Raw genomic sequence first — 21,962 nt, forward strand, 5'->3', positions numbered from 1 at the left:
AACTCGCCGTTCTATGTCAACACCGAGCTGGTGCCGTGGAAGGTGGGCGCCGGTGAGACCCGCCGCGCGGCCGTCAGCTCCTTCGGCTTCAGCGGCACCAACGCCCATCTGGTGCTGGAGGAGTACGACTCCGGCGACGAGGACACCGAGCCGTTGGCGACCGGCGGGACATCGGTCTTCGTCCTCTCGGCGAAGGGTGAGGAGCAGCTCCGGGCCGTCGCCGAGCGGATCAGGGACCATGTCGGGGCACATCCGTCGGTGGACCTGCGGAATCTGGCGTACTCGCTCCAGACCGGGCGTGAGGCGATGACCTGGCGGCTGGCCTTCGCCGCCGCGACGCGCGGGGAGTTCGTGGAGAAGGTGACGCGATACCTCGCCGGCGGTCCGGCGGACGGGCTGTTCACCGGACGGGTCAAGGCCCGCCGGGGCGCGGCCGGGGGCGCGGCGGGGGAGGAGCCCGCCGTTCCCGCGGACGGCTCCCTGACCACCGCGCGGGCGGAGGCGCTCGCGGACCGCTGGACGCGGGGCGTCGCGGTCGACTGGACCGCACTCCACCCGCGGGGCACACGGCGCCGGATACCGCTGCCCGCCTACCCCTTCGCACGGGAGCGCTACTGGCTCGGCCTGCCCGGGGAGACCCCCGCCGGCCCGCCCGCTGATGGGTCCGCCGCCGTACCCGGGGCCGATGACACGGCCGCGGCGAAGCCCGCGGTCGAGGCCCCGGCCGTGGCGCCCGCCGTTGCCGCCCCCGTGGTGAAGCCCGGCGCCACCGATGCGACATCGGGGACGAACGTCCTGCTCAAGCCCGTCTGGGACGCGGTGCCCCGGCCCGAACCGGTGGACACGGCCGGGCTGGGCGGCCGGATCGTCGTGATCGGCGCGACCGGGCCGTGGGAGCGGATCCACGCGGTCCTGCCCACCGCCGAGCGGTTCCCGGTCACCGCCGCCGACACCGTGGAGACGCTCACGGAGCGGCTCCTGGCCCTGGACGGACCGGTCGACCACCTCATCTGGGCCCCGGCCCCGGCAGGGCCCACGGCAGGAGTCGACGACGCACTGGTCGAGGCGCAGGAAGCCGGTCTCTACGCGTGCTTCCGTACGCTCAAGGCACTGCTGCGCACGGGCTACGGCAAGCGCCCGCTCGCGGTGACCGTCCTGACGGAGCGCAGCCAGCGGGTGCGGCGGGGCGAGCAGGTGGATCCGACCCACTCCGGTGTGCACGGCCTGATGGGCTCCGTGGCCAAGGAGTACCCCGGCTGGAACGTCCGCCTGATCGATCTGGACGGCGGGAGCGAACTGCCGCTGGGGGAGATCCTGGCCCTGCCCCCGGCCGAGCGCGGCACTGTCCGGGCGTACCGCAGGAACCGCTGGTACCAGCAGACACTCGTACCGCTGGGCGCCCCCCAGGAGTCCCCGGACCGTCCGGTGTACCGCCGAGGAGGCACCTATGTCGTGATCGGCGGGGCCGGCGGCATCGGGGAGGCATGGACGGAACACCTGATCCGCTCCTACGGTGCCCATGTCGTCTGGATCGGCAGGCGGCAGGAGGACGCCGCGATCCGCGGAAAGCTGCGAAGGCTGGCCGAGTTCGGCCCCGCTCCGAGCTATGTGCGGGCCGACGCCGCCGACCTGCGGTCGTTGCGGCAGGCCTACGAGGAGATCAAGCGGACTCATCCGGTCGTCCACGGTGTGGTCCACTCCGCGATCGTCCTGCTGGACCAGGGCATGGAGCGGATGGACGAGGAGCGCTTCCGGGCGGCCGTCACGGCCAAGATCGATGTCAGTGTGCGGATGGCTCAGGTGTTCGGGGAGGAGCCGCTGGACTTCATGGTGTTCTTCTCCTCCATGAACTCGTTCATGAAGGCGCCCGGACAGTCCAACTATGTGGCAGGTTCGGTATTTGAGGACTCGTTCGCTCAGTACCTGACAGGAAAAACTTCGTTCCCCACGAAGATCATGAACTGGGGTTACTGGGGTAGTGTCGGCGTCGTCGCCACCCCCGATCACCAAGAACGTATGAGTAGGGCGGGAGCGGGTTCGATCGCACCCGCTGACGGCATGTCCGCTCTCGACGTTCTTCTCGGCGGGGCATTCGACCAACTCGGCTTGGTCAAGGACATGGGGGGTAACGCGTAGATGTGGGGCATAACCCGCAAGGAGACGATCACTACGGCTCGGACGGGCGCCCCGGTGCAACTGGACCGGCTCTGCCGGGACATCGTGGCCGGTACGGACGTCCCCCTCGCCGTCGCTCCCGGTGACACGGACGCGGTCATCGACGAGGGCCTGCTCGGCAGGCTCCTGCTCGAACAGCTGCGCAGCGCCGGGATGTTCGCCGATGGAGGCCCTTCGGCCGACGAGACGATCGCCGGGCTCCCCGTCGGTGACGAGTTGCGCCGCTGGGCCGCGGAGTCGGTGCGCCAGCTCGTGGTCCGCGGTCATCTCCACGGTGACCCGGCCCGGTTGCGGCCGGACGGCACGGACACCGGACGTGATCCCTGGGCCGAGTGGCAGGAGCGGAGCGCCGGCTGGGCCGCCGACGCCGATCTGCGCGCGCAGGTCGTCCTGCTCGACGCGACGCTCCGGGCCCTGCCCCGGATCCTGACCGGCGCCGTTCCCGCCACCGATGTCCTCTTCCCCAACTCCTCACTGGAGCTGGTCGAGGGGATCTATCAGGGCAACCCGGTGACCGACCTCTTCAATGGTGTCCTCGCCGATACGGCCGCCGCGGTCGTGCGCTCCCTGGTGCGGAGCGACGAGCGGGCCCGGATCCGGATCCTGGAGATCGGCGCGGGCACGGGCGGCGGCAGCAGGAAGGTCCTCCAGCGGCTGGAGCCGTTCGCCTCGCGGATGGAGACCTACTGCTACACCGACCTGTCACGGTCCTTCCTCATGCACGCGGAGCAGGAGTACGGACCGGCGTACCCCTATCTGGACTACCGGCTGCTCGACATCGAGAGACCCCTGGTGGCGCAGGGTATCGAGCTGGGCAGTTTCGACCTCGTCCTGGCCACGAACGTCCTGCACGCCACCAGGGACATCCGCAGGACGCTGCGCAACGCCAAGGCGGCGCTCAAGGAGAACGGGGTCCTGCTCGCCAACGAGATATCGGCGAACTCGCTCTTCACCCATCTGACGTTCGGTCTGCTGACGGGGTGGTGGCTCTACGAGGACGCCGAGCTGCGCATCCCCGGCTGCCCCGGTCTCTCCCCCGACTCCTGGGCGGAGGTGCTGGAGGACGAGGGCTTCGACACCGTGTCGTTCCCGGCGGACGGCCTGCACGGCCTCGGGTACCAGATCGTCGCCGCGCAGAGCGACGGCCTGATCCGGCAGGAGGCCGAGGAGAGCGAGGAGACCCAGGGCGACGGCGGTGACCGGCGGGACGAGCGGGCCGCCGGAGCGGCCCGGCCCGCGCACCACGCCCCGGTCACCGGTGACGGCGCCGGGCACGGGGCCGCCGCCGACGCGCTGGAGCAGCACGTCGGGGATGTCGTCCTCGACCAGCTCGCCCAGGCGCTCAAGGTCGACCCGTCCCGGATCGACGCCGACGACGCCTTCATGGACTACGGAGTCGACTCCATCCTCGGCGTCCGGCTGATCCATGAGATCAATGAGCGGCTCGGCCTCGACCTGTCCACCACCGACCTGTTCGACCACCCCTCGGTCCGGCAGCTGACGGCGTACATCCTCGACGAGCACCGGGAGCGGGCCGCCGCCGCGCTGCCCTCCGCGCTGCCGGCCGCTCCGGTGGCCGCCGCGCCGCCCGTCGTGGACGCCACCGGTACGGTCCCGGACTCCTTCGGTACGGTCGCGGAATCCGCCGGTACGGTCGCGGAATCCGCCGGTACGGTCCTGGAATCCGCCGGTACGGTCGCGGACGCTCCCGTCACCACGGGCACCACCGCGCCGCCGTCCGCCCCGGACCGGGAACCCATCGCGATCGTCGGGATGAGCGGCAGGTACGGCGGCTCGCCGGGCGTCGACGACCTGTGGGAGCACCTGGTACGCGGGGACAACCTCGTCGAGAAGGTCACCCGGTGGAACCTGCCGGACCCGGCCCCGGACGCCCCCGAGTGCCGCCACGGCAGCTTCGTCGAGGACCACGACCGGTTCGACCCGGCGTTCTTCAACCTCTCCGGCGTCGAGGCCACCTATATGGACCCCCAGCAGCGGGTCTTCCTCGAAGAGGCATGGAAGGCGCTGGAGGACGCGGGCTACGCGGGCAAAGCCGCCCGGGGCAGACGCTGCGGGGTGTATGTCGGCTGTCAGGACAGCGGGTACGCCGCGCTCTTCGGCGACGAGGTACCGGCACCCGCCATGTGGGGCAACACCCTCTCGGCGCTGCCCGCGCGCATCTCGTACCACCTCGATCTCCAGGGCCCGGCGGTCGCCGTCGACACCGCGTGTTCCAGCTCGCTGGTCGCCATCCACCTGGCCTGCCAGGGACTCTGGGGCGGCGAGACCGAGATGGCGCTCGCGGGCGGCGTCTCCATCCAGTGCACCCCGCAGTTCTACCGGCTCGCGGGCCGGGCCGGGATGCTCTCCCCGACCGGCCGCTGCCACACCTTCGACGACCGCGCCGACGGGTTCGTCCCCGGCGAGGGCGTCGGAGTGGTCGTCCTCAAGCGGCTCGCCGACGCCCTCGCGGACGGGGACCACATCCACGGCGTCATCAGCGGCTCCGGGATCAACCAGGACGGCGCGTCCAACGGCATCACCGCACCGAGCGCCAAGTCCCAGGAGCGCCTGGAGACCTCCGTCTACGACAGGTTCGGGATCGCCCCCGAGGGCATCCAGCTGGTCGAGGCGCACGGCACCGGCACCGAGCTGGGCGACCCCATCGAGTACCACGCGCTGAAGCGGGCCTTCCGCCGCTACACCGACCGGCGGGAGTTCTGCGCGCTGGGCTCCATCAAGTCCAATCTCGGGCACACCACCACCGCCGCGGGCGTCGCCGGGGTCATCAAGATCCTGCTCTCCCTGCGGCACCGGCGCATTCCGCCGTCGATCAACTTCGCGGTGGGCAACTCCCACATCGACTTCACCGACAGCCCCTTCTACATCAACACCGAGGACCGCCCCTGGGAGGCGGGCGCGGACGGGAAGCGCCGCGCCGCCGTCAGCTCGTTCGGTGTCAGCGGCACCAACGCCCATATGGTGATCGAGGAGGCACCGCACCGGGCCCGGCGCGCGAGCGCCTCCCCGGTCCACCTCGTCACCCTGTCGGCGGACAGCGCGGAACAACTGCGGGAGCAGGCCGAACGGCTGGCCGCGCACGCCGTGGCCCACCCCGGGCTCGACCTGGGCGATGTCAGCTTCACCCTGCTGCTCGGGCGCCGGCACCTGGCGCACCGCCTGGCCTGCGTCGCACACGGCCAGGACGACCTCGTCCGCGCACTGCGGCAGTGGCTGGCCACCGGAACGGGTCCGCGGATCCACACCGGCGGACCCGCCGGGCGCGGACCGGGCGAGCGGGCCTCACTGAAGGGCTACGGCAACGACTGTGTCCGCCGCTCGGTCGCGGCCGGTCCCGAGTCCCGCACCGAGCTGCTGTCGACGGTCGCGGACCTCTACACACAGGGGTACGCGCTCGACTACGCCGGGCTGTTCGCCGGGGAGCGGCCCCTGCGCGTACCGCTGCCGACCTACCCGTTCGCGCGTGACCGCTACTGGGTGCCCGAGGCGCGGCGGCCGGCGGTGACGGGACCGGCGCCCTCGGCGCCGCACCCGCTGCTGCACACCAACACCTCGACCTTCCGCTCGCAGCGGTACGAGTCCACGTTCACCGGCCGGGAGTACTTCCTCACCGACCATGTGGTCAAGGGACAGCGGGTCCTGCCGGGCGTCGCCTGCCTGGAGATGGCCGGGGCCGCCGCCGCACTGGCCGACCCGGACCGGAACCCGCCGGGGATCACGCTGCGCCATGTCGTCTGGGCGCGCCCCGTGACCGTCGGCGGGAGTCCGGTGACGCTCACCACGGCGCTCACCCCCGGCGACCGGGACGAGAGCGACTTCGTGATCACCGGCGCGGACGCGGCGGTCCACAGCCGGGGACAGGTGATCCACCGGCCCGGCGCCCCGTCCGTGCTCGACATCGAGCGGATCAGGGCCGCGTGCGACCGTGCCGAACTCGACGCCGGGCAGCTGTACCCGCTGTACGAGGCCATCGGTTTTGCGTACGGGCCCGCGCACCGCGGTGTCGAGCGCCTGTACATCGGCCGGGACGAGGTCCTGGTGCGTCTCGCACTGCCGGACGCGGTGCGGGACACCCTGGACACGTTTGTGCTCCACCCCAGCCTGCTCGACTCGATGCTCCAGGGTTCCCTGGGCATGGGGGCGGCGTCCGCGCCGGAGTCCGCCCTGGATGTCTCGGGGATGAAGCCCTCGCTGCCGTTCGCCCTGGACGAGCTGGAGATCCTCGGTCCGTGCACCGAGGGCATGTGGGCGTGGATCCGCTACAGCGCGGGCACCGCGAAGGACGGCAAGGTCTTCAAGCTCGACATCGACCTCTGCGACGACCGGGGCACGGCACGGGCCCGGGTGAAGGGCATCTCCTACCGGGTCCTGGACGAGGAGCCCGGCGACACCTGTCTCACCTTCCTGCCCGTCTGGGAGAGGGCGGCACGGACCGCCGCCGGACCGGAGTCCTCGCGGCATGTCCTGTTCCTGTGCGACCTGCCCGGACCGGCCGACGCGTTCGAGGCCCGGTACCCGTCCACCGAGGTGGTACGCCTGACCTCCACGGCGGCCGGGCCGGCCGAGCGGTTCACCGAGCAGGTCCTCGTGGCGCTGGAGCAGCTCCGGAACCTCCTGCCGGGCACGGCGCGGCAGCCCGTACGGGTGCAGCTCGTCGTCCCGGAGCACGGTGACCCGGCCCTGGCGCTGGGCCTGCTCGGACTGCTGAAATCCGCACGGGCCGAGGACCCCGCCCTGCGGGTCCAGGCCGTGCTCGTCGACGCGGACGACAGCCCGGAACGCCTGGTCTCCCAGGTGGCCGAGGCCGGCCGGTACCCGGAGGGCGACTGCGTCCGCTTCCGGGACGGCGAGGTCGAGGCACTGACCTGGGCCGAGCACACGGCACCACCGGAGCAGCGCATCCCGTGGAAGAACGGCGGCGTCTACCTGGTCACGGGCGGGCTCGGCGGCATCGGTACGCTCGTCGCCGCCGACATGGCCGCCGGGGCCGGGAAGGTCACCGTCGTCCTGGCGGGCCGCTCACCGCTCGGCCCCGAGCAGGACACGCTCATCGCCCGGTGGCGCGCCCAGGGCGCGGACATCCGGCACGCCCGTGTCGACGTCGGCGATGCTGCGGCGGTCAGGGCCCTGGTCGACGGGATCGTCCGGGACCACGGAACCCTGGACGGCGTCGTCCACGCCGCCGGGGTCGTCCGGGACAGCTTCCTCGGACGCAAGACGCCGCAGGAGTGCCGTGAGGTGCTCGCGCCGAAGGTGGCGGGTGTGGTGAACCTGGACGAGGCCACCCAGGCCCTGCCGCTGGACTTCTTCGTCATGTTCTCGGCCGCCGCCGGGGTCTTCGGCAACACCGGACAGGCCGACTACGCCGCGGCCAACGCCTTCCTCGACGCCTATGCGCACCACCGGCGCGGCCTCGTGGAGCGGGGCCTGCGCTCCGGCGCCAGCGTGTCCGTCGACTGGCCGCTCTGGGCCGACGGCGGAATGCGGGTCGACCGGCGCACCGAGGCGGTGATGCGGGAGCGGCTGGGCATGGCGCCCATGCCCGCCGGGACGGGGATCCAGGCGCTCCACGCGGCCCTCGGTTCGGCCCACACCCAGGTCCTGGTGATCGCGGGCGACGCCACCAGGATCAGGCGTACGGTGCTGCGCGAGGAACCGCGCCCGGAGCGGGCCCCCGCGCTCCCGGCGGCGTCGACGGCGGACCGGCCGCAGGCCGTCACCGGCCGTACCACCACGGGCGACGGGGCGACGGGCAACGAGGCCACCGGCGGCGGGGCGACGGGCAACGAGGCCGTTCACGCCCGGGCCGTCCAGTATCTGCGGACCGTCATCTCGGAGGCCATCCAGGTCCCGGCACACCGCCTCGACCCCACCGCGCCCTTCGAACGCTATGGCATCGACTCGGTGCTGGCGCTGACCATCACCGACCGGCTGGAGGCCGACTTCGGCTCGCTCTCCAAGACACTGCTCTTCGAGCACCAGTGCGTCCATGACCTCGCCCGGTACTTCCTGGGCGCCCACGCCGACGCGCTGGAGCCGGTCCTGGGCATCGGTGCCGCACCGGAGCAGCCGCCCGCGCGGAAGCCCGCCGGCTCCGAGCCCTCCGTACGAGCGGTCGAGCCCTCCGTACGAGCGGCTGAACCCCTCGTACAGGCAGCCGACACCGCCGTCCGAGCGGCTGAACCCCTCGTACGACCGACCGAGGCCGAGGCCCCCGTGCCGTCGGCCGGACCCCGCGACGACGAGTCGATCGCGGTCGTCGGTCTCGCGGGCCGCTACCCCGGGGCGGCGGATCTGGAGGAGCTGTGGGAGAACCTGGTCACCGCCCGTGACTGCGTCACCCAGGTGCCCGCGGACCGCTGGGGCGCCGCGCCGATCACCGGCGAGCCGGGCGACCTTCCCCCGTGGGGCGGTTTCCTCGACTCCGTCGCCGACTTCGACGCGCTGCTGTTCCATGTCGCGCCCAGCGAGGCGTCGATCATGGACCCGCAGACCCGGCTGTTCCTCGAATGCGTGTGGACCCTGCTGGAAAGCTCCGGGTACACCCGGGAGAAGCTGCGGACCCGGCACGCCGGCCGGGTCGGTGTCTACGTCGGCACCATGTACCAGCAGTACCAGCTGCTGGAGTCCGACGCCGTGCACGAGTCCATCACCTCCGTGGTCTCCGCCGGCTCCGTCGCCAACCGGGTCTCGCACTTCTTCGACCTGCGCGGGCCGAGCATGGCGGTCGACACCACCTGCTCCTCCTCGCTGGTGGCCATCCACATGGCCTGCGAGGAACTGCGCCGGGGCGGCAGCGAACTGATGATCGTCGGAGGGGTCAACCTCTCGCTCCACCCCAAGAAGTACCAGGGGCTGCGGATGACGGGGCTGATGGGCAGCGGCCCGGACAGCAGGGCGTTCCTCGACGGCGACGGGTTCGTGCCGGCCGAAGGCGTCGGCGCGGTCCTGCTCAAGCCCCTGTCCCGGGCGGTCGCCGACGGCGACGAGATCCTGGCGGTGATCAGGTCGAGCGCGGTCAACCACAAGGGCCGGACGAACGGCCCCATGGTGCCCAGCGTCGAGCAGCAGGAAGAGCTGGTGGAGGAGAACCTGCGCAGGGCGGGGGTCCACCCGCGCACCGTCAGCTATGCCGAGGCGTCCGCCAACGGCTCCCAGCTGGGTGACGCCATCGAGTTCGCCGCGCTCAGGAACGTCTTCGCCCGGCACACGCCGGACGAGGGCTTCTGCGCCCTGGGTACGGTCAAGTCCACGCTCGGCAACCTCGAAGCGGCCTCGGGCGTCGCCCAGCTCAGCAAGGTCGCCCTCCAGATGCGGCACGGCCGGCTCGTCCCGCCGCTGCTGCGCGGCGGGATCAACCCGGGAATCCAGCTCGGCGGGACCGCCTTCTACCTGCCGGAGCAGGCCGCACGGTGGGACCGTCCCGTGGCCGAGATCGACGGAGTACGACGGGAGTACCCGAGGCGCGCGACCATCAGCGCCTTCGGGGCGGGCGGGACCAACGCACACCTCGTCGTCGAGGAGTACCTCCCCGCATCCGGCGGGCGGGCACCCGCCGACGAGGTGCCGGAGCCGAGGATCGTGGTCCTCTCGGCCCGCACCGCGGACCGGCTGCGGGTCCATGCCCGCCGGGTGCTGGAGTACGTCCGGACCCGTGAGGAGGTGTCCGTCGCCGATCTCGCGTACACGCTCCAGAGCGGACGGGAGGCCATGGAACACCGGCTGGCCCTGGTCGCCGAGGACATCAAGCAACTCGCCGCGGGTCTGGAGCACTTCCTGACGGAGGAGGGGACGGACACCGCCCCGGTGCCGCTCTTCACCGGCGACACCCGGCGCGACGGCGCGGACCTCGGCGCGCTGCTCACCGGCTCGGCCGGTGAGGCACTCGTCCGGCAGCTCATCGCCGAGAACCGGCCCGAGGACCTCGCCCTGTTCTGGGCCCGGGGAGGCACCGTGCCCTGGGACCGCGTCCACGGCGCGGGCCGGATCCTCCCGGCGCTGCCCGGCTACCCCTTCGACCGGAAACGGCACTGGGTCACCCCGGGCCGGCCGGACGCCGCCACCGCCGTGGCGCCGTCTGCGGAGCCCGGGGAGCTTGGGGAGCCGACGGGTCTTGCGGACGCCCCCCGACCGGCCCCGCGACCGGCCCCGAGCCCCGCACCGGACGGCATCGCGGCCGCCGTCGCGGATCTGCTCGGACTGCCCGTGGCGGAACTCGACCTCGACACACCGCTGGAGGACCTCGGCCTCAGCTCCATCCTGGCGACCCAGCTGCTCCAGCGCGTCCAGCGGTTCGCCCCCGGGGCGGGGCTGCGGGAGCTGACCGACTGCCGGACCACCCGGGAGCTGGTGCGCCGGTTCGGGGCCACGTCCCGACCGGACTCCCCGGACTCCCCGGACTCCGGCAAGGACGCCGCCCAGGACTCAGCCCAGGACTCAGCCCATGAGGCCGCCGAGGACTCCGCTCAGGACCCTGCTCAGGGCCCTGAACAGGACTCCGCTCAGCGCTCCGCCCGGGACTCCGGTGAGAGTGAGGGCGGACCGGTGGAGATGCCGGAGGTCGTGCACCTCAACGGCAGCAGCCGGGGCAGGCCGGTCTTCTGGTTCCACGGCGGGCTCGGCGGCGTCGAGATGTACGGCGCCCTCGCCGACAGCGTCGAGCGGCCCTTCTACGGCATCCAGGCCAAGGGGTGGATGACCGACAGCGAGCCGCTGACCGGCATTGTCGCGATGGCGGCCCACTACGCCGCCCTCATCCGGGCCGTCCAGCCGGAGGGCCCGTACGACCTGGGCGGATACTCGCTCGGCGGCCTGCTCGCCTATGAGGTCGCACGGCAGTTGCAGGAAGCCGAGTGCGTCGTCGAGACGATCACCATGCTGGACGCGATGTACGCCGACGAGGTGAAGGCCAGGACCATGTCCCGCAAGGACATGGTGCTCCAGCAGGTGAACGCGCTGTTGCAGGCCGGGGCCAGGCCCACGGGCCCCGACGCGCCCAAGGCCTTCATCGCGAGCTACGAGGTGGATCTGGGCGGCGACGCCGACAAGCTCCTGGACGAGCTGCTTCCGCTCGCCCGGGAGCGGGGGCTGGTCGGCGGGACGGCGGCGGTGCGCGCACTGATCGAGCGCAACAACCGCGTCCTGGAGGCCTATCAGGTCCTGGCGTACGAGGTACTGCCGCTGCCCCGCCCCGAGTCGGTGACCTGCTTCTACTTCCGCAACGGCAGTGGTCTCTTCTACGGTGATCTGGAACCGGTGCTGTCGACGCAGGACGACGCCAAGGCGCTGGACCATGTCGTGTACTGGGGCGAATGGGAGCGGCGCATCCCCGACTTCCACCGGACCGATGTCGACTCGTCGAACCACTTCGTGATGCTCAGCGACGAGCCTTCGCTGGCCGCCCTTCGCGCCTTCTGCAAGGTGTTCTATTCCAGTGACCGGGAGAGGACCCGGATCACCAATGCCAAGAAGTGGGTGGGCCGCCGCCGTGGCAAGCGGCCGGCCCCGGCCCAGGCGTGACCCCGGTGAACACGCACGCACACCACGAAGGTGGCGAGGAGAGAGAGGGCTTGTCGTGAAGACGTACGTATTCCCCGGTCAAGGATCACAGAAGAAGACGATGGGAGGCGGCCTGTTCGACGAGTTCGACTCGCTCACCCAGGAGGCCGACGCGATCCTGGGCTACTCCATCAAGGAGCTGTGCCTGGAGGACCCGGACAACCGGCTGAACCGGACCGAGTTCACCCAGCCCGCGCTCTACGTCGTCAACGCGCTGTCGTACTACAAGAAGCTCCAGGAGTCGGAGCGGCCCGACTTCCTCGCCGGGCACAGCCTCGGCGAGTTCAACGCCCTGCTGGCGGCCGAGTGCTTCAGCTTCGGGACCGGGCTGCGGCTGGTGCGCAAGCGGGGCGAGCTGATGGCCCAGGCGCAGCAGGGCGCGATGGCGGCCGTGCTCAACGCGTCGGAGCAGGAGATCCGTACCATCCTGGAGGAGAACGGCCTCACCTCGATCGACCTGGCGAACTTCAACTCCGCCTCCCAGATCGTGATTTCGGGGCCGCCGGAGGACATCAAGGCGGCCAAGCCGCTCTTCGAGTCCGGGAAGCATCTGTTCGCCCCGTTGAACACCAGTGGTGCCTTCCACTCCCGGTACATGGAGCCGGCCCGCCGGGAGTTCTCCCGCTTCCTGGAGGGGGTGACCTTCTCGCCGCCGAAGGTTCCGGTCATCTCGAATGTGACCGCCCGCCCCTATGAGGACCACCGGGCCAAGGAGTTGCTGGCCGAGCAACTGACCAGCACGGTGCGTTGGTCGGACAGTGTGCAGCACCTTCTCGGGATGGGCGAGATGGTGTTCGAGGAACTGGGACACGGCAATGTCCTGACCAAGCTGATCAACAAGATCCGCCGGGAGTCGCCGGAGCCGCCGCGGCCCGGCCCTGTCACCGTCCAACAGCCCCTGTCCGCACAGGAGACGGTGCGGCTGTGGAACGAACGTCATCCCGTCGGGACCCGTGTCCGATCCACGATCGGTGAATATCAGGACCTGGAGACCGCCACCCCGGCCACCGTGCTTTTCGGCCACCGGGCAGCGGTGTACATGGTCGGTTATCGCGGCTACTTTGACCTTACCGAGATCGAGTCGGGCAACTGATGTTGCAGGCCAGGAGGGTTGACAGCAGGCGCACGAGCCGCTGTCGGCCAGGGGAAGGAATCTCATGATGCCCGTGGGCATTGAGGCCATGAACGTCTTCGCGGGTACGAGCTACGTGGACGTCGGAAGGCTGGCGGTCCACCGCGGACTCGACACCGCCCGGTTCGAGAACCTCCTGATGAAGGAGAAGACCGTCGCACTGCCGGACGAGGATCCGGTGACCTTCGGGGTCAATGCGGCGAAGCCGATCATCGACGCGCTCAGTGAGGAGGAGCGCGACCGGATCGAGATGGTGATCACTGCCACGGAGTCGGCCTTCGACTTCGGCAAGTCGATGAGTACCTACTTCCACAGCCTGCTCGGGCTGGGGAGGAACTGCCGTCTCTTCGAGATCAAGGTCGCCTGCTACTCGGGTGTGGCCGCGTTGCAGACCGCGGTGAACTTTGTGCTGTCGCAGACCTCGCCCGGTGCGAAGGCACTGGTGATCGCCACGGACCTCACACGGTTCATGGTGGCCGAGGGCGGTGACGCCCTCTCCGAGGACTGGTCCTTCGCCGAGCCCAGCGGCGGGGCCGGCGCGGTCGCCATGCTGGTCAGCGACAACCCGAAGATCTTCCAGATCGACGTCGGCGCGAGCGGGTACTACGGCCATGAGGTGATGGACACCTGCAGGCCGCTGCCCGACAGCGAGGCGGGCAACGCCGAGATGTCGCTCCTGTCCTATCTCGACTGCTGCGAGAACGCCTTCCTGGAGTACCAGCGGCGCGTGGGCGATGTGGACTTCGTCGACACCTTCGGCTACCTGGCCTTCCACACGCCCTTCGGCGGGATGGTCAAGGGCGCCCACCGCAACCTGATGCGCAAGCTGAACAAGGCGCGCCCCGCGGCCATCGAGGAGGACTTCAACCGCCGCATGGGACCGGGCCTGACGTACTGCCGGCGGGTCGGCAACATCATGGGGGCGACCACGATGCTCTCGCTGGCGAGCACCATCGACAACGCGGATCTGTCCGGCGGCGCCCACCGCGTGGGGTGCTTCTCCTACGGCTCCGGCTGCTGCTCGGAGTTCTTCAGCGGAGTCGTGCGGCCGGAGAGCCAGCAGCATCTGCGCGGGATGGGCATCGCGGCCTCCCTGGACGACCGGTACGAGCTGGACATGGCGCAGTACGACCTGCTCCTCAAGAACAACGACGCGGTCAGGTTCGGCACCCGTAATGTCGAACTCGCGGGCTCCACCGTCCCCGAGGCCCGGTCCTCGCTCAGCCGTGAGCGGCTGTTCCTGAAGCGGATCAACGAGTTCCACCGGGAGTACGAGTGGATCTCCTGACCGGCGTCGCGTTCCGGACCGTCGAGGTCCGGTTCGAGAACGAGATCTGCTTCCTGCGGATCAACCGGCCCGAGGCCGAGAACCGGATCAGCAGCCTTCTGGTCGAGGAGTGCACCAGGGTCGTCGAGTTCTGCGAGCTCCACGCCAAGGTGCTCGTACTCGAAGGCCTGCCCGACTTCTTCTGCACGGGTGCCGACTTCCAGGAGATCAGCTCCGCGCCGCAGGGTGAGGGCTACCAGCGCTCGCACGCCGAGGCGCTGTACGACCTCTGGCTGTCGATCGCCCGCGGCTCGTTCGTCTCCGTGGCGCATGTCCGGGGCAGGGTCAACGCCGGAGGGGTGGGCTTCGTCGCCGCCTGCGATGTCGTCCTCTGCGAGGAGAAGACGGTCTTCAGCCTGTCGGAGCTGTTGTTCGGCCTGATGCCCGCGTGTGTGATGCCCTTCCTCATCAGGAGGACCGGCTTCTCCAGGGCCAACTATCTGACCCTGATGACCCAGCCGGTCACCGCGCGGCAGGCCCTCGACTGGCAGCTGGTGGACGCCTGCGAGGAGAACAGCGCCAATCTGCTCCGCCGGCATCTGCTGCGGCTGCGCTATCTGCCGAAGACCGGTGTCGCGCGCTACAAGAAGTACCTCGGAGAGCTCGACGACACGCTGGTCGCGTCCCGGGAGAAGGCGATCGAGGGGAACCGTGAGGTCTTCTCCGACCAGGAGAACCTGGCCAAGATCGCGCGCTATGTCCGCACGGGACAGTTCCCCTGGGAGGAGGATTAGCACATGCGGGACGATCCGGTGGGCTACACCAAGATCGGAGACTGCGTGGTGCAGATCACCATGCAGGACAGGGAGCACAAGAACACCTTCTCCGGCCGGCTCATCAACGGCCTGAGCGAGGCGTTCGAGCGGGTGTCGGCGGACGGCCGGTGCAAGGCCGTCGTCCTCACCGGCTACGACAACTACTTCGCCAGCGGCGGCACCAAGGAGAGCCTGCTCCAGATCCAGGACCGGCAGATCAGCTTCACCGACTCCAATATCTACGGGCTGGCCCTGGACTGCCCCGTCCCGGTGATCTCCGCGATGCAGGGCCATGGCATCGGCGGTGGCTTCGCCATGGGGCTCTTCGCCGACTTCGTCGTCCTCAGCCAGGAGAGCGTCTACACGACGAACTTCATGCAGTACGGGTTCACCCCCGGCATGGGGGCGACGCTGATCCTGCCCAGGAAGCTCGGCTTCAGCCTGGGCCACGACATGCTGCTCTCCGCGCGGACCTTCTACGGTCGCGATCTGAAGGAGCGGGGGGTTCCCTTCCCCGTCCTGCGGCGCGCCGAGGTCCTGCCCTACGCCCTGGAGCTGGCGGAGAACCTCGCGGAGAAGCCGCGGGTGTCCCTCATCACCCTCAAGGACCACCTCGTGTCGGACCTGCGGGCCGAACTCCCCTCGTACATCGAGCGCGAGGTGGCGATGCACGACAAGACCTTCCATCAGCCCGAGGTTCGCGACCTCATCCAATCCCGGTACCTAGGCGGTTGACGACATGTCCATCCAAGAAGTGCTCGACCTGATCGTGAAGAACACCCGCGAGGTGATGCCCGAACTCGACGGCCACACCTTTGTGGCCACCGACTCGCTGCGGGACCTGGGAGCCAACTCCATGGACCGGGCCGAGATCATCATGATGACGCTGGAGGCGTTGTCGGTGACCCTCCCGCTGGTCGAGCTGGCGGGCGCGAACAACATAGGTGAACTGGCGCAGCTCATCCATGACAAGTCGACTTCCTGACCGGTGCGATGTGGTGATCACCGGCCTCGGGGTCACCACCGCGGTGGGTCAGGGCAAGGACGACTTCACCGCCGCGCTCTTCGAAGGCCGCCATGCCTTCGCCCCGATGCGCAGACCGGGGCGGTCGCTGCCGGACGAGGTGGCGGCCCGCTTTCTGGGTGCCGAGATCGCGGAGCTGTCCGTCCCCGAGGAGTTTCCCGCCCGGGTGCTGCGGACCGCTTCGCTGTCCGCCCGCGTCGCCCTGGCGACGTTGTCCGAGGCCTGGCACGAGGCGGGTCTCGACGAGGCCGATCCGACCCGGATCGGCCTCGTCGTCGGGGGCTCCAATGTCCAGCAGCGGGAGCTGATACAGGCACACAGCCGGCACGTCGACCACCCGGAGTTCGTACGCCCCAGCTACGGTCTCACCTTCATGGACAGCGATCTGTGCGGGCTGTGCACCGAGCTGTTCCCCATCCGCAGCTTCGCCCACACCCTGGGCGGGGCCTCGGCCAGCGGCCAGCTCGCCGTTCTCCAGGCCGTACGGGCCGTGCGGTCGGGCCAGGTCGATGTGTGCATCGCCCTGGGGGCGCTGATGGACCTCTCGTACTGGGAGTTCCTGGCGTTCCGGGCCATGGGCGCCATGGGGTCCCAGCGCTTCGCCGACGACCCCGGCGCGGCGTGCCGGCCGTTCGACCGGCAGCGGGACGGGTTCCTCTACGGGGAGGCCTGCGGCGCGGTCGTCGTCGAGCGGGAGGGCGCCCGCCGCCACCCCGAGCCCTACGCCCGGGTGCTCGGCACGGCCACCGCCGTGGACGGCAACCGGAACCCCGATCCCTCGCTGGCGGGGGAGGTCAGTGTCATCCGGGGAGCGCTGGCGGAGGCCGGGCTGACGGCGGACGACATCGACTACGTCAATCCCCACGGGACCGGCTCGGTCCTCGGTGACGACACCGAGCTGCGCGCCCTCGCCGAGTGCGGTCTGGGCCATGCGCGGATCAACGCGACCAAGTCGATCACCGGGCATGGACTGACCGCCGCCGGCGCGGTGGAGATCGTGGCGACGCTGCTCCAGATGCGGGAGCGGCGGCTGCACCCCACCCGCAATCTGGAGGACCCGGTGGACCCCTCGTTCGGCTGGGTGCGGGAGAAGGCGCTGCCGTACGACGTCGGGACGGCCATCAGCCTCAGTATGGGGTTCGGCGGCCTGAGCTCGGCGATCTGCCTGAGGAAGTGGCGATGAGCAGGCCCGTTGTCTTCATGTACTCGGGGCAGGGGTCCCAGTACTTCCATATGACGCGTGAGCTCTACCAGCACCATGAGCGCTACCGGGTCTGGCTGGACCACTGCGACGAGATCGCCTCGCCCCTCCTCGGGAAGTCGCTCCTTGACACGGTCTTCGACCCCCGCCGGGAGCGGAGCGACCCGTTCGACTCCCTGGCGGACTCCAGTGCGGCACTGATCTGCGTCGAGTACAGCCTGACGCGTGTCGTCCAGGAGCTCGGCCACGCATGCGACCTCCTCCTCGGCTACAGCCTGGGGGAGATCACCGCGGCCGTGGTCGCGGAGGCACTGCCGCTGGAGGACGGCATCGCCTTCGCGGTGGAGTTCGCGCGGCTGCTGGAACAGCGGACCCCGCGCTCCGGCATGCTGGCCGTGGTCGGCCCGTCGGAACTCCTGCGGACGCACGCGTCGCTGTTCACGGAGTGCTGGGTGACGGGCCGCAACTTCGAGGGGAACTTCGTCGTGAGCGGGCGGGCCGCCGACATCGACGCCCTCGAACGCGCACTGGAGTCGGAGTCGGTCCTGTGCCAGCGGCTGCCCGTCGACTACGGCGTGCACACCGAGCTGATCGACCCCGTCGAGGAGCAGGCCCGGCGCCTCATGGACTCCCTGGACTTCGCACCGCCGCAGATCCCGGTGATCTCGTCCACCAGGGCCGACCGGGTCGACACGGTGTCGCCCGATGCCCTCTGGGCGGCCGTACGACAGCCCGTCGAGTTCTCCCGCACCATCGAGAAGCTGACCGCCCAGGGCGGCGCGACCTTCGTCGACCTCGGCCCCAGCGCCACCCTGGCCACCTTTGTGAAGTACCTCAGCGGACCGGACGACGGCTCCACCCAGGTGAGCGCCGTCAACCGGTTCGGCAACGACGTGAAGTCGATGAGCGACTTCCAGGCGTTCATGGCAGCGCTGTGACGCCCCCCACCACACGTTCGGCATGGATTTCCGATGTCGACAGAGCTTGATTGAGGAGTTGTGCCGATGAGCGACAGCAGCCCGATGCCGAGCGAAGCCGAGCAAGAGGCCTTCGAGCAGAACCCGCACCTGATGTACAGCGCGCTGCGGGCGAACGCCCCGGTCACCAAGGTGACCGCGCCGGGCGGGCTCGGTGTGTGGATGGTGACCCGCTACGAGGACGCCCGCCCCGCCCTGAGCAGCGCCAAACTGTCCAAGAACGTCGAGGTCGGACAGAAGGTGATCGAGCAGAACACCGACAGCGAGGAAGTGCGGCTGATGTTCGCCACCCAGCTGTCGGCGCACATGCTCAACTCCGACCCGCCGGACCACACCCGGCTGCGCAAGCTGATCAACAAGGTGTTCACCCCGCGTGCCGTGGAACGGCTCCGCCCCCGGATCGAGGAGGTCACGACGGAGCTGCTCGACGCGATGGAGCGCGCGGGCCGGGTGGACCTGATGACCGCCTTCGCGGCCCCGCTGCCGATCGCGGTGATCTGCGAACTCCTCGGTGTCCCGCTGCTCGACCAGGAGAAGTTCGGCGGCTGGATCACCGCGCAGCTCTCCGGTGACCCGGAGCGGCTCGCCGAGGCCGTGCCCGCCCTGCTGACGTACCTCAACGAGCTGGTCGAGAGCAAGCGTGCCAACCCCTCCGAGGACCTGCTCACCGACCTGGTGCACGCCAGCGACGGGGACGACAAGCTCAACGCCCAAGAGCTGGTGTCGATGGCCTTCCTGCTGCTGGTCGCGGGCCACGAGACGACCGTGAACCTCATCGGCAACGGTGTGCTCGCACTGCTCCGCCACCCGGAGCAGCTCGCCGCGCTGCGCGCCGACCGCTCGCTGCTGCCCGGGGCCATCGAGGAGTTCCTGCGGTACGAGGGCCCGGTGAACACCGCCTCGATGCGGTTCACCACCGAGCCGGTCGAGCTGGGCGGGGTCGTCATCCCGGAGAACCAGCTCGTGGTGGTCGCCATCGCCTCGGCCAACCGGGACGAGGACCAGTTCCCCGACGCCGACAAGCTGGACATCACCCGGGAGACCGGCGGTCAGCTGGCCTTCGGCCATGGCATCCACTACTGCGTGGGCGCCCCGCTGGCCCGGCTGGAGGCCGAGATCGCCTTCGGCCGTCTGCTCGACCGGTTCCCCGACATCCAGCTGGACGTCGACGACGAGGACGTCCGCTGGAAGCCCGGCACGGTCCTGCGGGCGCTGAAGGCCCTGCCGGTACGGGTCGGCACGCGGTAGGCGGGACGGAGCGGAGCCGCCGGCCGCGCGCGCGAGCGCGGGGCCGGCGGCTCGGCCGGAGTCCGGCTGTCAGCCGACGCGGTACTTGGTCACGACCTCTTCGAGCTGCTGAACCAGCCCGTTGAGCGAGGGGGCGGCCAGGATCTCGTCGCGCAGCGCGGTGGCGCGCTCCAGGAACCGGGGCTCGGTCAGCAGACGGCTGACGCTCTCCTTGATGTTCTGCCCGGTCGCCTCCGTGGTGTGGATCGCGAGTCCGGCCCCCTGCTCGGCCAGCTTGCGGGCCAGCATCGGCTGGTCGAAGTGGTAGTGCAGGGACAGCTGCGGCACAGGGTGGCGCGCGGTGGTCGCGAGGGTCGCGGCACCCGCGTGGTGGATCACGGCCGAGCAGGTGGGAACGATGGCATGCCAAGGAACGAAGGGAACGAGACGGACATTGTCCGGGACCGTTCCCAGCTTCTCCTGCTCGCGCTCGGCGATGGTCGCGACCAGCTCGATGTCCAGTTCGGCCAGCGATTCGAGGATCTCGCTCAGCGGTATGTTGTAGCCGTTGAACACCTCGGTCGCGGTCAGCCCCAGGGTCATGCCGACCCGCGGGCGCTCCGGAGCCCTCTTCAGCCAGTCCGGCACCACGGCCGGGCCGCCGTACCCGATGAACTGCGTCTGTACGACCTCGCGGTCGGTGGCGAGCTGGAGACTGCGCGGGAACTGATCGATCGTCACATGGCCGGTCGTCATGTCCTCGCTGAACTCACCGCCGAACGAACGCGCATGACCGCCCAGCCAGTCGGCCAGCGGGTCCACCCGCTCCGCCTCGGGCTGCTGTGCCTTCAGCCGCAGATAGATATCGCGGGTCGTACCGAAGACATCGGCACCGAAGACCACTCTCGCGTGCGCCGCACCGCATGCCTTCGCCGTGATGGAGCCGATGTAGCTGAAGGAGTCCCACACCACCAGGTCGGGCTTCCAGTGGCGGGCGAAGGCCACCAGGTCGTCGATCACCGCGGCGGCCTCGCCCTGGTGCGCGCCCTCCACCGCGGCCTGGTGGCTCTGCGAGACCTGCTCCCAGGTCGCGCCCTCCGGGTCCTCCGCCACATCCCACGGCGGGGTCAGGCCGGGCCGGATCGACTCCAGCAGCTCCGGGTACTGGCGACCCCACTGCCACTTGTCGAAGTCCTCCCCGACGGGCACCGCGGTGAGCCCTGCCTGGGTGATGGTGGAGGCGAAGCGCGGTTGGCTGGCGATCAGTACCTCATGGCCGGCCGTTCGCAGCGCCCAAGCCATCGGCACGAGATACATGAAGATGTTCTTCTCGGGGTTTACGGTGAAAAGCACGCGCATGATGTCGACTTCCTCGGTTCAGTTCGGCGGAAGCAAGGTGACCCGGCCTGGCGGGACCCGGGGCCGGAAATCGGGCTCCGGCCCGGTGCTGTGATGAGATCGTCCCCCAGACGTACGCGCCACACACTACGCGTCATGCCCCCTGACATGGAATGATCATGGGGAGTTTCCTTCCCCTTCCGGACCGTGCGGGTTCCGGCGGATTGCGAACTCTGCACCACTGCCCGGCGGGTGGGCCCGCTGGTAGCGTTCCGGCAGGTAAAGCCGTGTCTACTGATCTACTGAGGAGTTCAGATGAGCACTGGTGTATCGCTTCCCAAGCCCGAGGAAGTGGGTGCGTTCTACGATGCGGCCAACGGGCTGATCGCCCAATTCCAGGGTGGCAGCATGCACTACGGCTACTGGAACGGCCCCGAGGACGAGAGCACCTTCGAGGAGGCCTCCGACCGGCTGTCCGACATCATGATCGACAAGCTGGCGCCCGGCCCGGACGACCGGGTGCTCGACGTCGGCTGCGGTGTGGGCACGCCCGGTGTGCGGCTGTCCACCAGAACCGGCGCGGAACTGGTCGGGATATCGATCAGCGCCCGTGATGTGGAGCTGGCCAACGCCCGTGCGGAGCGCGAGGGATGCGCGGACCGGGCCCGCTTCCAGCACGCCAACGCCCTGGACATGCCCTTCGACGACGACTCCTTCGACCATGTCCTGGCGCTTGAGTCCATCGTCCATATGCCGGACCGGGTACAGGCGTTGCGGCAGATCGCACGGGTACTGCGCCCCGGGGGCACGCTCGCGCTCACCGACTTCGTGGAGCGCAGGCCCGCCGCCGCCGACCTTCCCAAGCCCTCACTGCTGAAGCGGATCCAGGGCAGTGTGATCGACAAGGTGCAGCAGGCGGCGCTGACCAAGGTCATCGAGTCCTGGCACACCGCTCCCCTGGTCAGGGCCGCGGACTACACCTCGTTCGCCTCCGCCGCCGGCCTGGAGGTCGTCGAGGTCACCGACATCAGCCAGCACACCAAGTACACCGCGCAGCGGTTCTACGGGGCGGTCTACGAGTACGCCCGGCACCATGACGTCCCGCCGGAGATCACGAGGATCCTGCGGGCGGGCCCCGGCGAGAAGCGGCTGCACTGGCTGATCGAGGACGACCCTGCGGTCGGAGTGATCATCGCGGTGCTGCGCCGCCCCTCGCAGGGCTGAGGT

Annotated in this window: 12 protein-coding genes (1 of these 12 only partly in view); 11 read left to right on the plus strand and 1 reads right to left on the minus strand. The window is 70.0% G+C overall.

What is annotated here, in order from left to right:
• From ABT354_RS00025 to ABT354_RS00070, 10 genes are all read left to right on the plus strand, one after another.
• Positions 1 to 2,136: the final stretch of an SDR family NAD(P)-dependent oxidoreductase gene (locus ABT354_RS00025; RefSeq protein WP_351486676.1), read on the plus strand. It extends 15,945 nt beyond the left edge of the window; 2,136 of the gene's 18,081 nt are visible here — the last part of the coding sequence; its start codon lies off the left edge, out of view; it ends in the stop codon at positions 2,134 to 2,136.
• On the plus strand, positions 2,137 to 11,715 hold the full coding sequence (locus tag ABT354_RS00030; protein WP_351486678.1) for an SDR family NAD(P)-dependent oxidoreductase: 9,579 nt from the start codon (positions 2,137 to 2,139) through the stop codon (positions 11,713 to 11,715).
• Positions 11,684 to 12,847, plus strand: coding sequence for an ACP S-malonyltransferase (gene fabD, locus ABT354_RS00035; protein WP_502983291.1), 1,164 nt, complete (start codon positions 11,684 to 11,686; stop codon positions 12,845 to 12,847). Before ABT354_RS00030 ends, fabD begins: the two co-directional genes overlap by 32 nt.
• Before the next feature lie 67 nt (positions 12,848 to 12,914).
• Positions 12,915 to 14,174 (plus strand): hydroxymethylglutaryl-CoA synthase family protein, encoded by a 1,260-nt coding sequence (locus tag ABT354_RS00040; RefSeq protein ID WP_351486683.1) that lies wholly within the window; start codon positions 12,915 to 12,917, stop codon positions 14,172 to 14,174.
• Complete coding sequence (locus ABT354_RS00045) at positions 14,162 to 14,947, plus strand: enoyl-CoA hydratase/isomerase (RefSeq protein WP_351486686.1); 786 nt, start codon at positions 14,162 to 14,164, stop codon at positions 14,945 to 14,947. Before ABT354_RS00040 ends, ABT354_RS00045 begins: the two co-directional genes overlap by 13 nt.
• A 3-nt stretch (positions 14,948 to 14,950) precedes the next feature.
• Entirely contained in the window at positions 14,951 to 15,703 is a 753-nt protein-coding gene (locus tag ABT354_RS00050) for a polyketide synthase (RefSeq protein WP_351486689.1), read from the plus strand.
• A gap of 4 nt (positions 15,704 to 15,707) precedes the next feature.
• The gene (locus ABT354_RS00055; RefSeq protein WP_351486692.1) at positions 15,708 to 15,953 is read left to right on the plus strand and encodes an acyl carrier protein; all 246 of its coding nucleotides are present in this window, start codon (positions 15,708 to 15,710) and stop codon (positions 15,951 to 15,953) included.
• On the plus strand, positions 15,934 to 17,175 hold the full coding sequence (locus tag ABT354_RS00060) for a beta-ketoacyl synthase N-terminal-like domain-containing protein (protein WP_351486694.1): 1,242 nt from the start codon (positions 15,934 to 15,936) through the stop codon (positions 17,173 to 17,175). The genes ABT354_RS00055 and ABT354_RS00060 overlap by 20 nt, the downstream gene beginning before the upstream one ends.
• A complete protein-coding gene (locus ABT354_RS00065; RefSeq protein WP_351486695.1) occupies positions 17,172 to 18,131 on the plus strand; it encodes an acyltransferase domain-containing protein in 960 nt (319 codons plus the stop codon). The genes ABT354_RS00060 and ABT354_RS00065 overlap by 4 nt, the downstream gene beginning before the upstream one ends.
• A 66-nt stretch (positions 18,132 to 18,197) precedes the next feature.
• Positions 18,198 to 19,418 (plus strand): cytochrome P450 family protein, encoded by a 1,221-nt coding sequence (locus ABT354_RS00070; RefSeq protein WP_351486697.1) that lies wholly within the window; start codon positions 18,198 to 18,200, stop codon positions 19,416 to 19,418.
• Positions 19,419 to 19,487: 69 nt separating this feature from the next.
• On the opposite strand, the gene ABT354_RS00075 is transcribed toward ABT354_RS00070, so the two are convergent.
• Positions 19,488 to 20,756, minus strand: coding sequence for an activator-dependent family glycosyltransferase (locus ABT354_RS00075; protein WP_351486699.1), 1,269 nt, complete (start codon positions 20,754 to 20,756; stop codon positions 19,488 to 19,490).
• Between the two features lie 294 nt (positions 20,757 to 21,050).
• Between ABT354_RS00075 and ABT354_RS00080 the strand changes: the two genes are divergently transcribed.
• The gene (locus ABT354_RS00080; RefSeq protein ID WP_351486701.1) at positions 21,051 to 21,959 is read left to right on the plus strand and encodes a methyltransferase domain-containing protein; all 909 of its coding nucleotides are present in this window, start codon (positions 21,051 to 21,053) and stop codon (positions 21,957 to 21,959) included.
• The last annotated feature ends 3 nt before the right edge of the window (positions 21,960 to 21,962 follow it).

Source organism: Streptomyces sp. NPDC000594, from assembly GCF_040299965.1.
In the GTDB taxonomy this organism is placed as follows: domain Bacteria; phylum Actinomycetota; class Actinomycetes; order Streptomycetales; family Streptomycetaceae; genus Streptomyces.

Coding starts and splice junctions, on each gene's coding strand:
- ABT354_RS00030 (WP_351486678.1), top strand. CDS start 2,137: ATGTGGGGCATAACCCGCAAGGAGACGATCACTACGGCTCGGACGGGC.
- ABT354_RS00055 (WP_351486692.1), top strand. CDS start 15,708: ATGTCCATCCAAGAAGTGCTCGACCTGATCGTGAAGAACACCCGCGAG.
- ABT354_RS00060 (WP_351486694.1), top strand. CDS start 15,934: ATGACAAGTCGACTTCCTGACCGGTGCGATGTGGTGATCACCGGCCTC.
- ABT354_RS00075 (WP_351486699.1), bottom strand. CDS start 20,756: ATGCGCGTGCTTTTCACCGTAAACCCCGAGAAGAACATCTTCATGTAT.
- ABT354_RS00040 (WP_351486683.1), top strand. CDS start 12,915: ATGCCCGTGGGCATTGAGGCCATGAACGTCTTCGCGGGTACGAGCTAC.
- ABT354_RS00065 (WP_351486695.1), top strand. CDS start 17,172: ATGAGCAGGCCCGTTGTCTTCATGTACTCGGGGCAGGGGTCCCAGTAC.
- ABT354_RS00050 (WP_351486689.1), top strand. CDS start 14,951: ATGCGGGACGATCCGGTGGGCTACACCAAGATCGGAGACTGCGTGGTG.
- ABT354_RS00070 (WP_351486697.1), top strand. CDS start 18,198: ATGAGCGACAGCAGCCCGATGCCGAGCGAAGCCGAGCAAGAGGCCTTC.
- ABT354_RS00080 (WP_351486701.1), top strand. CDS start 21,051: ATGAGCACTGGTGTATCGCTTCCCAAGCCCGAGGAAGTGGGTGCGTTC.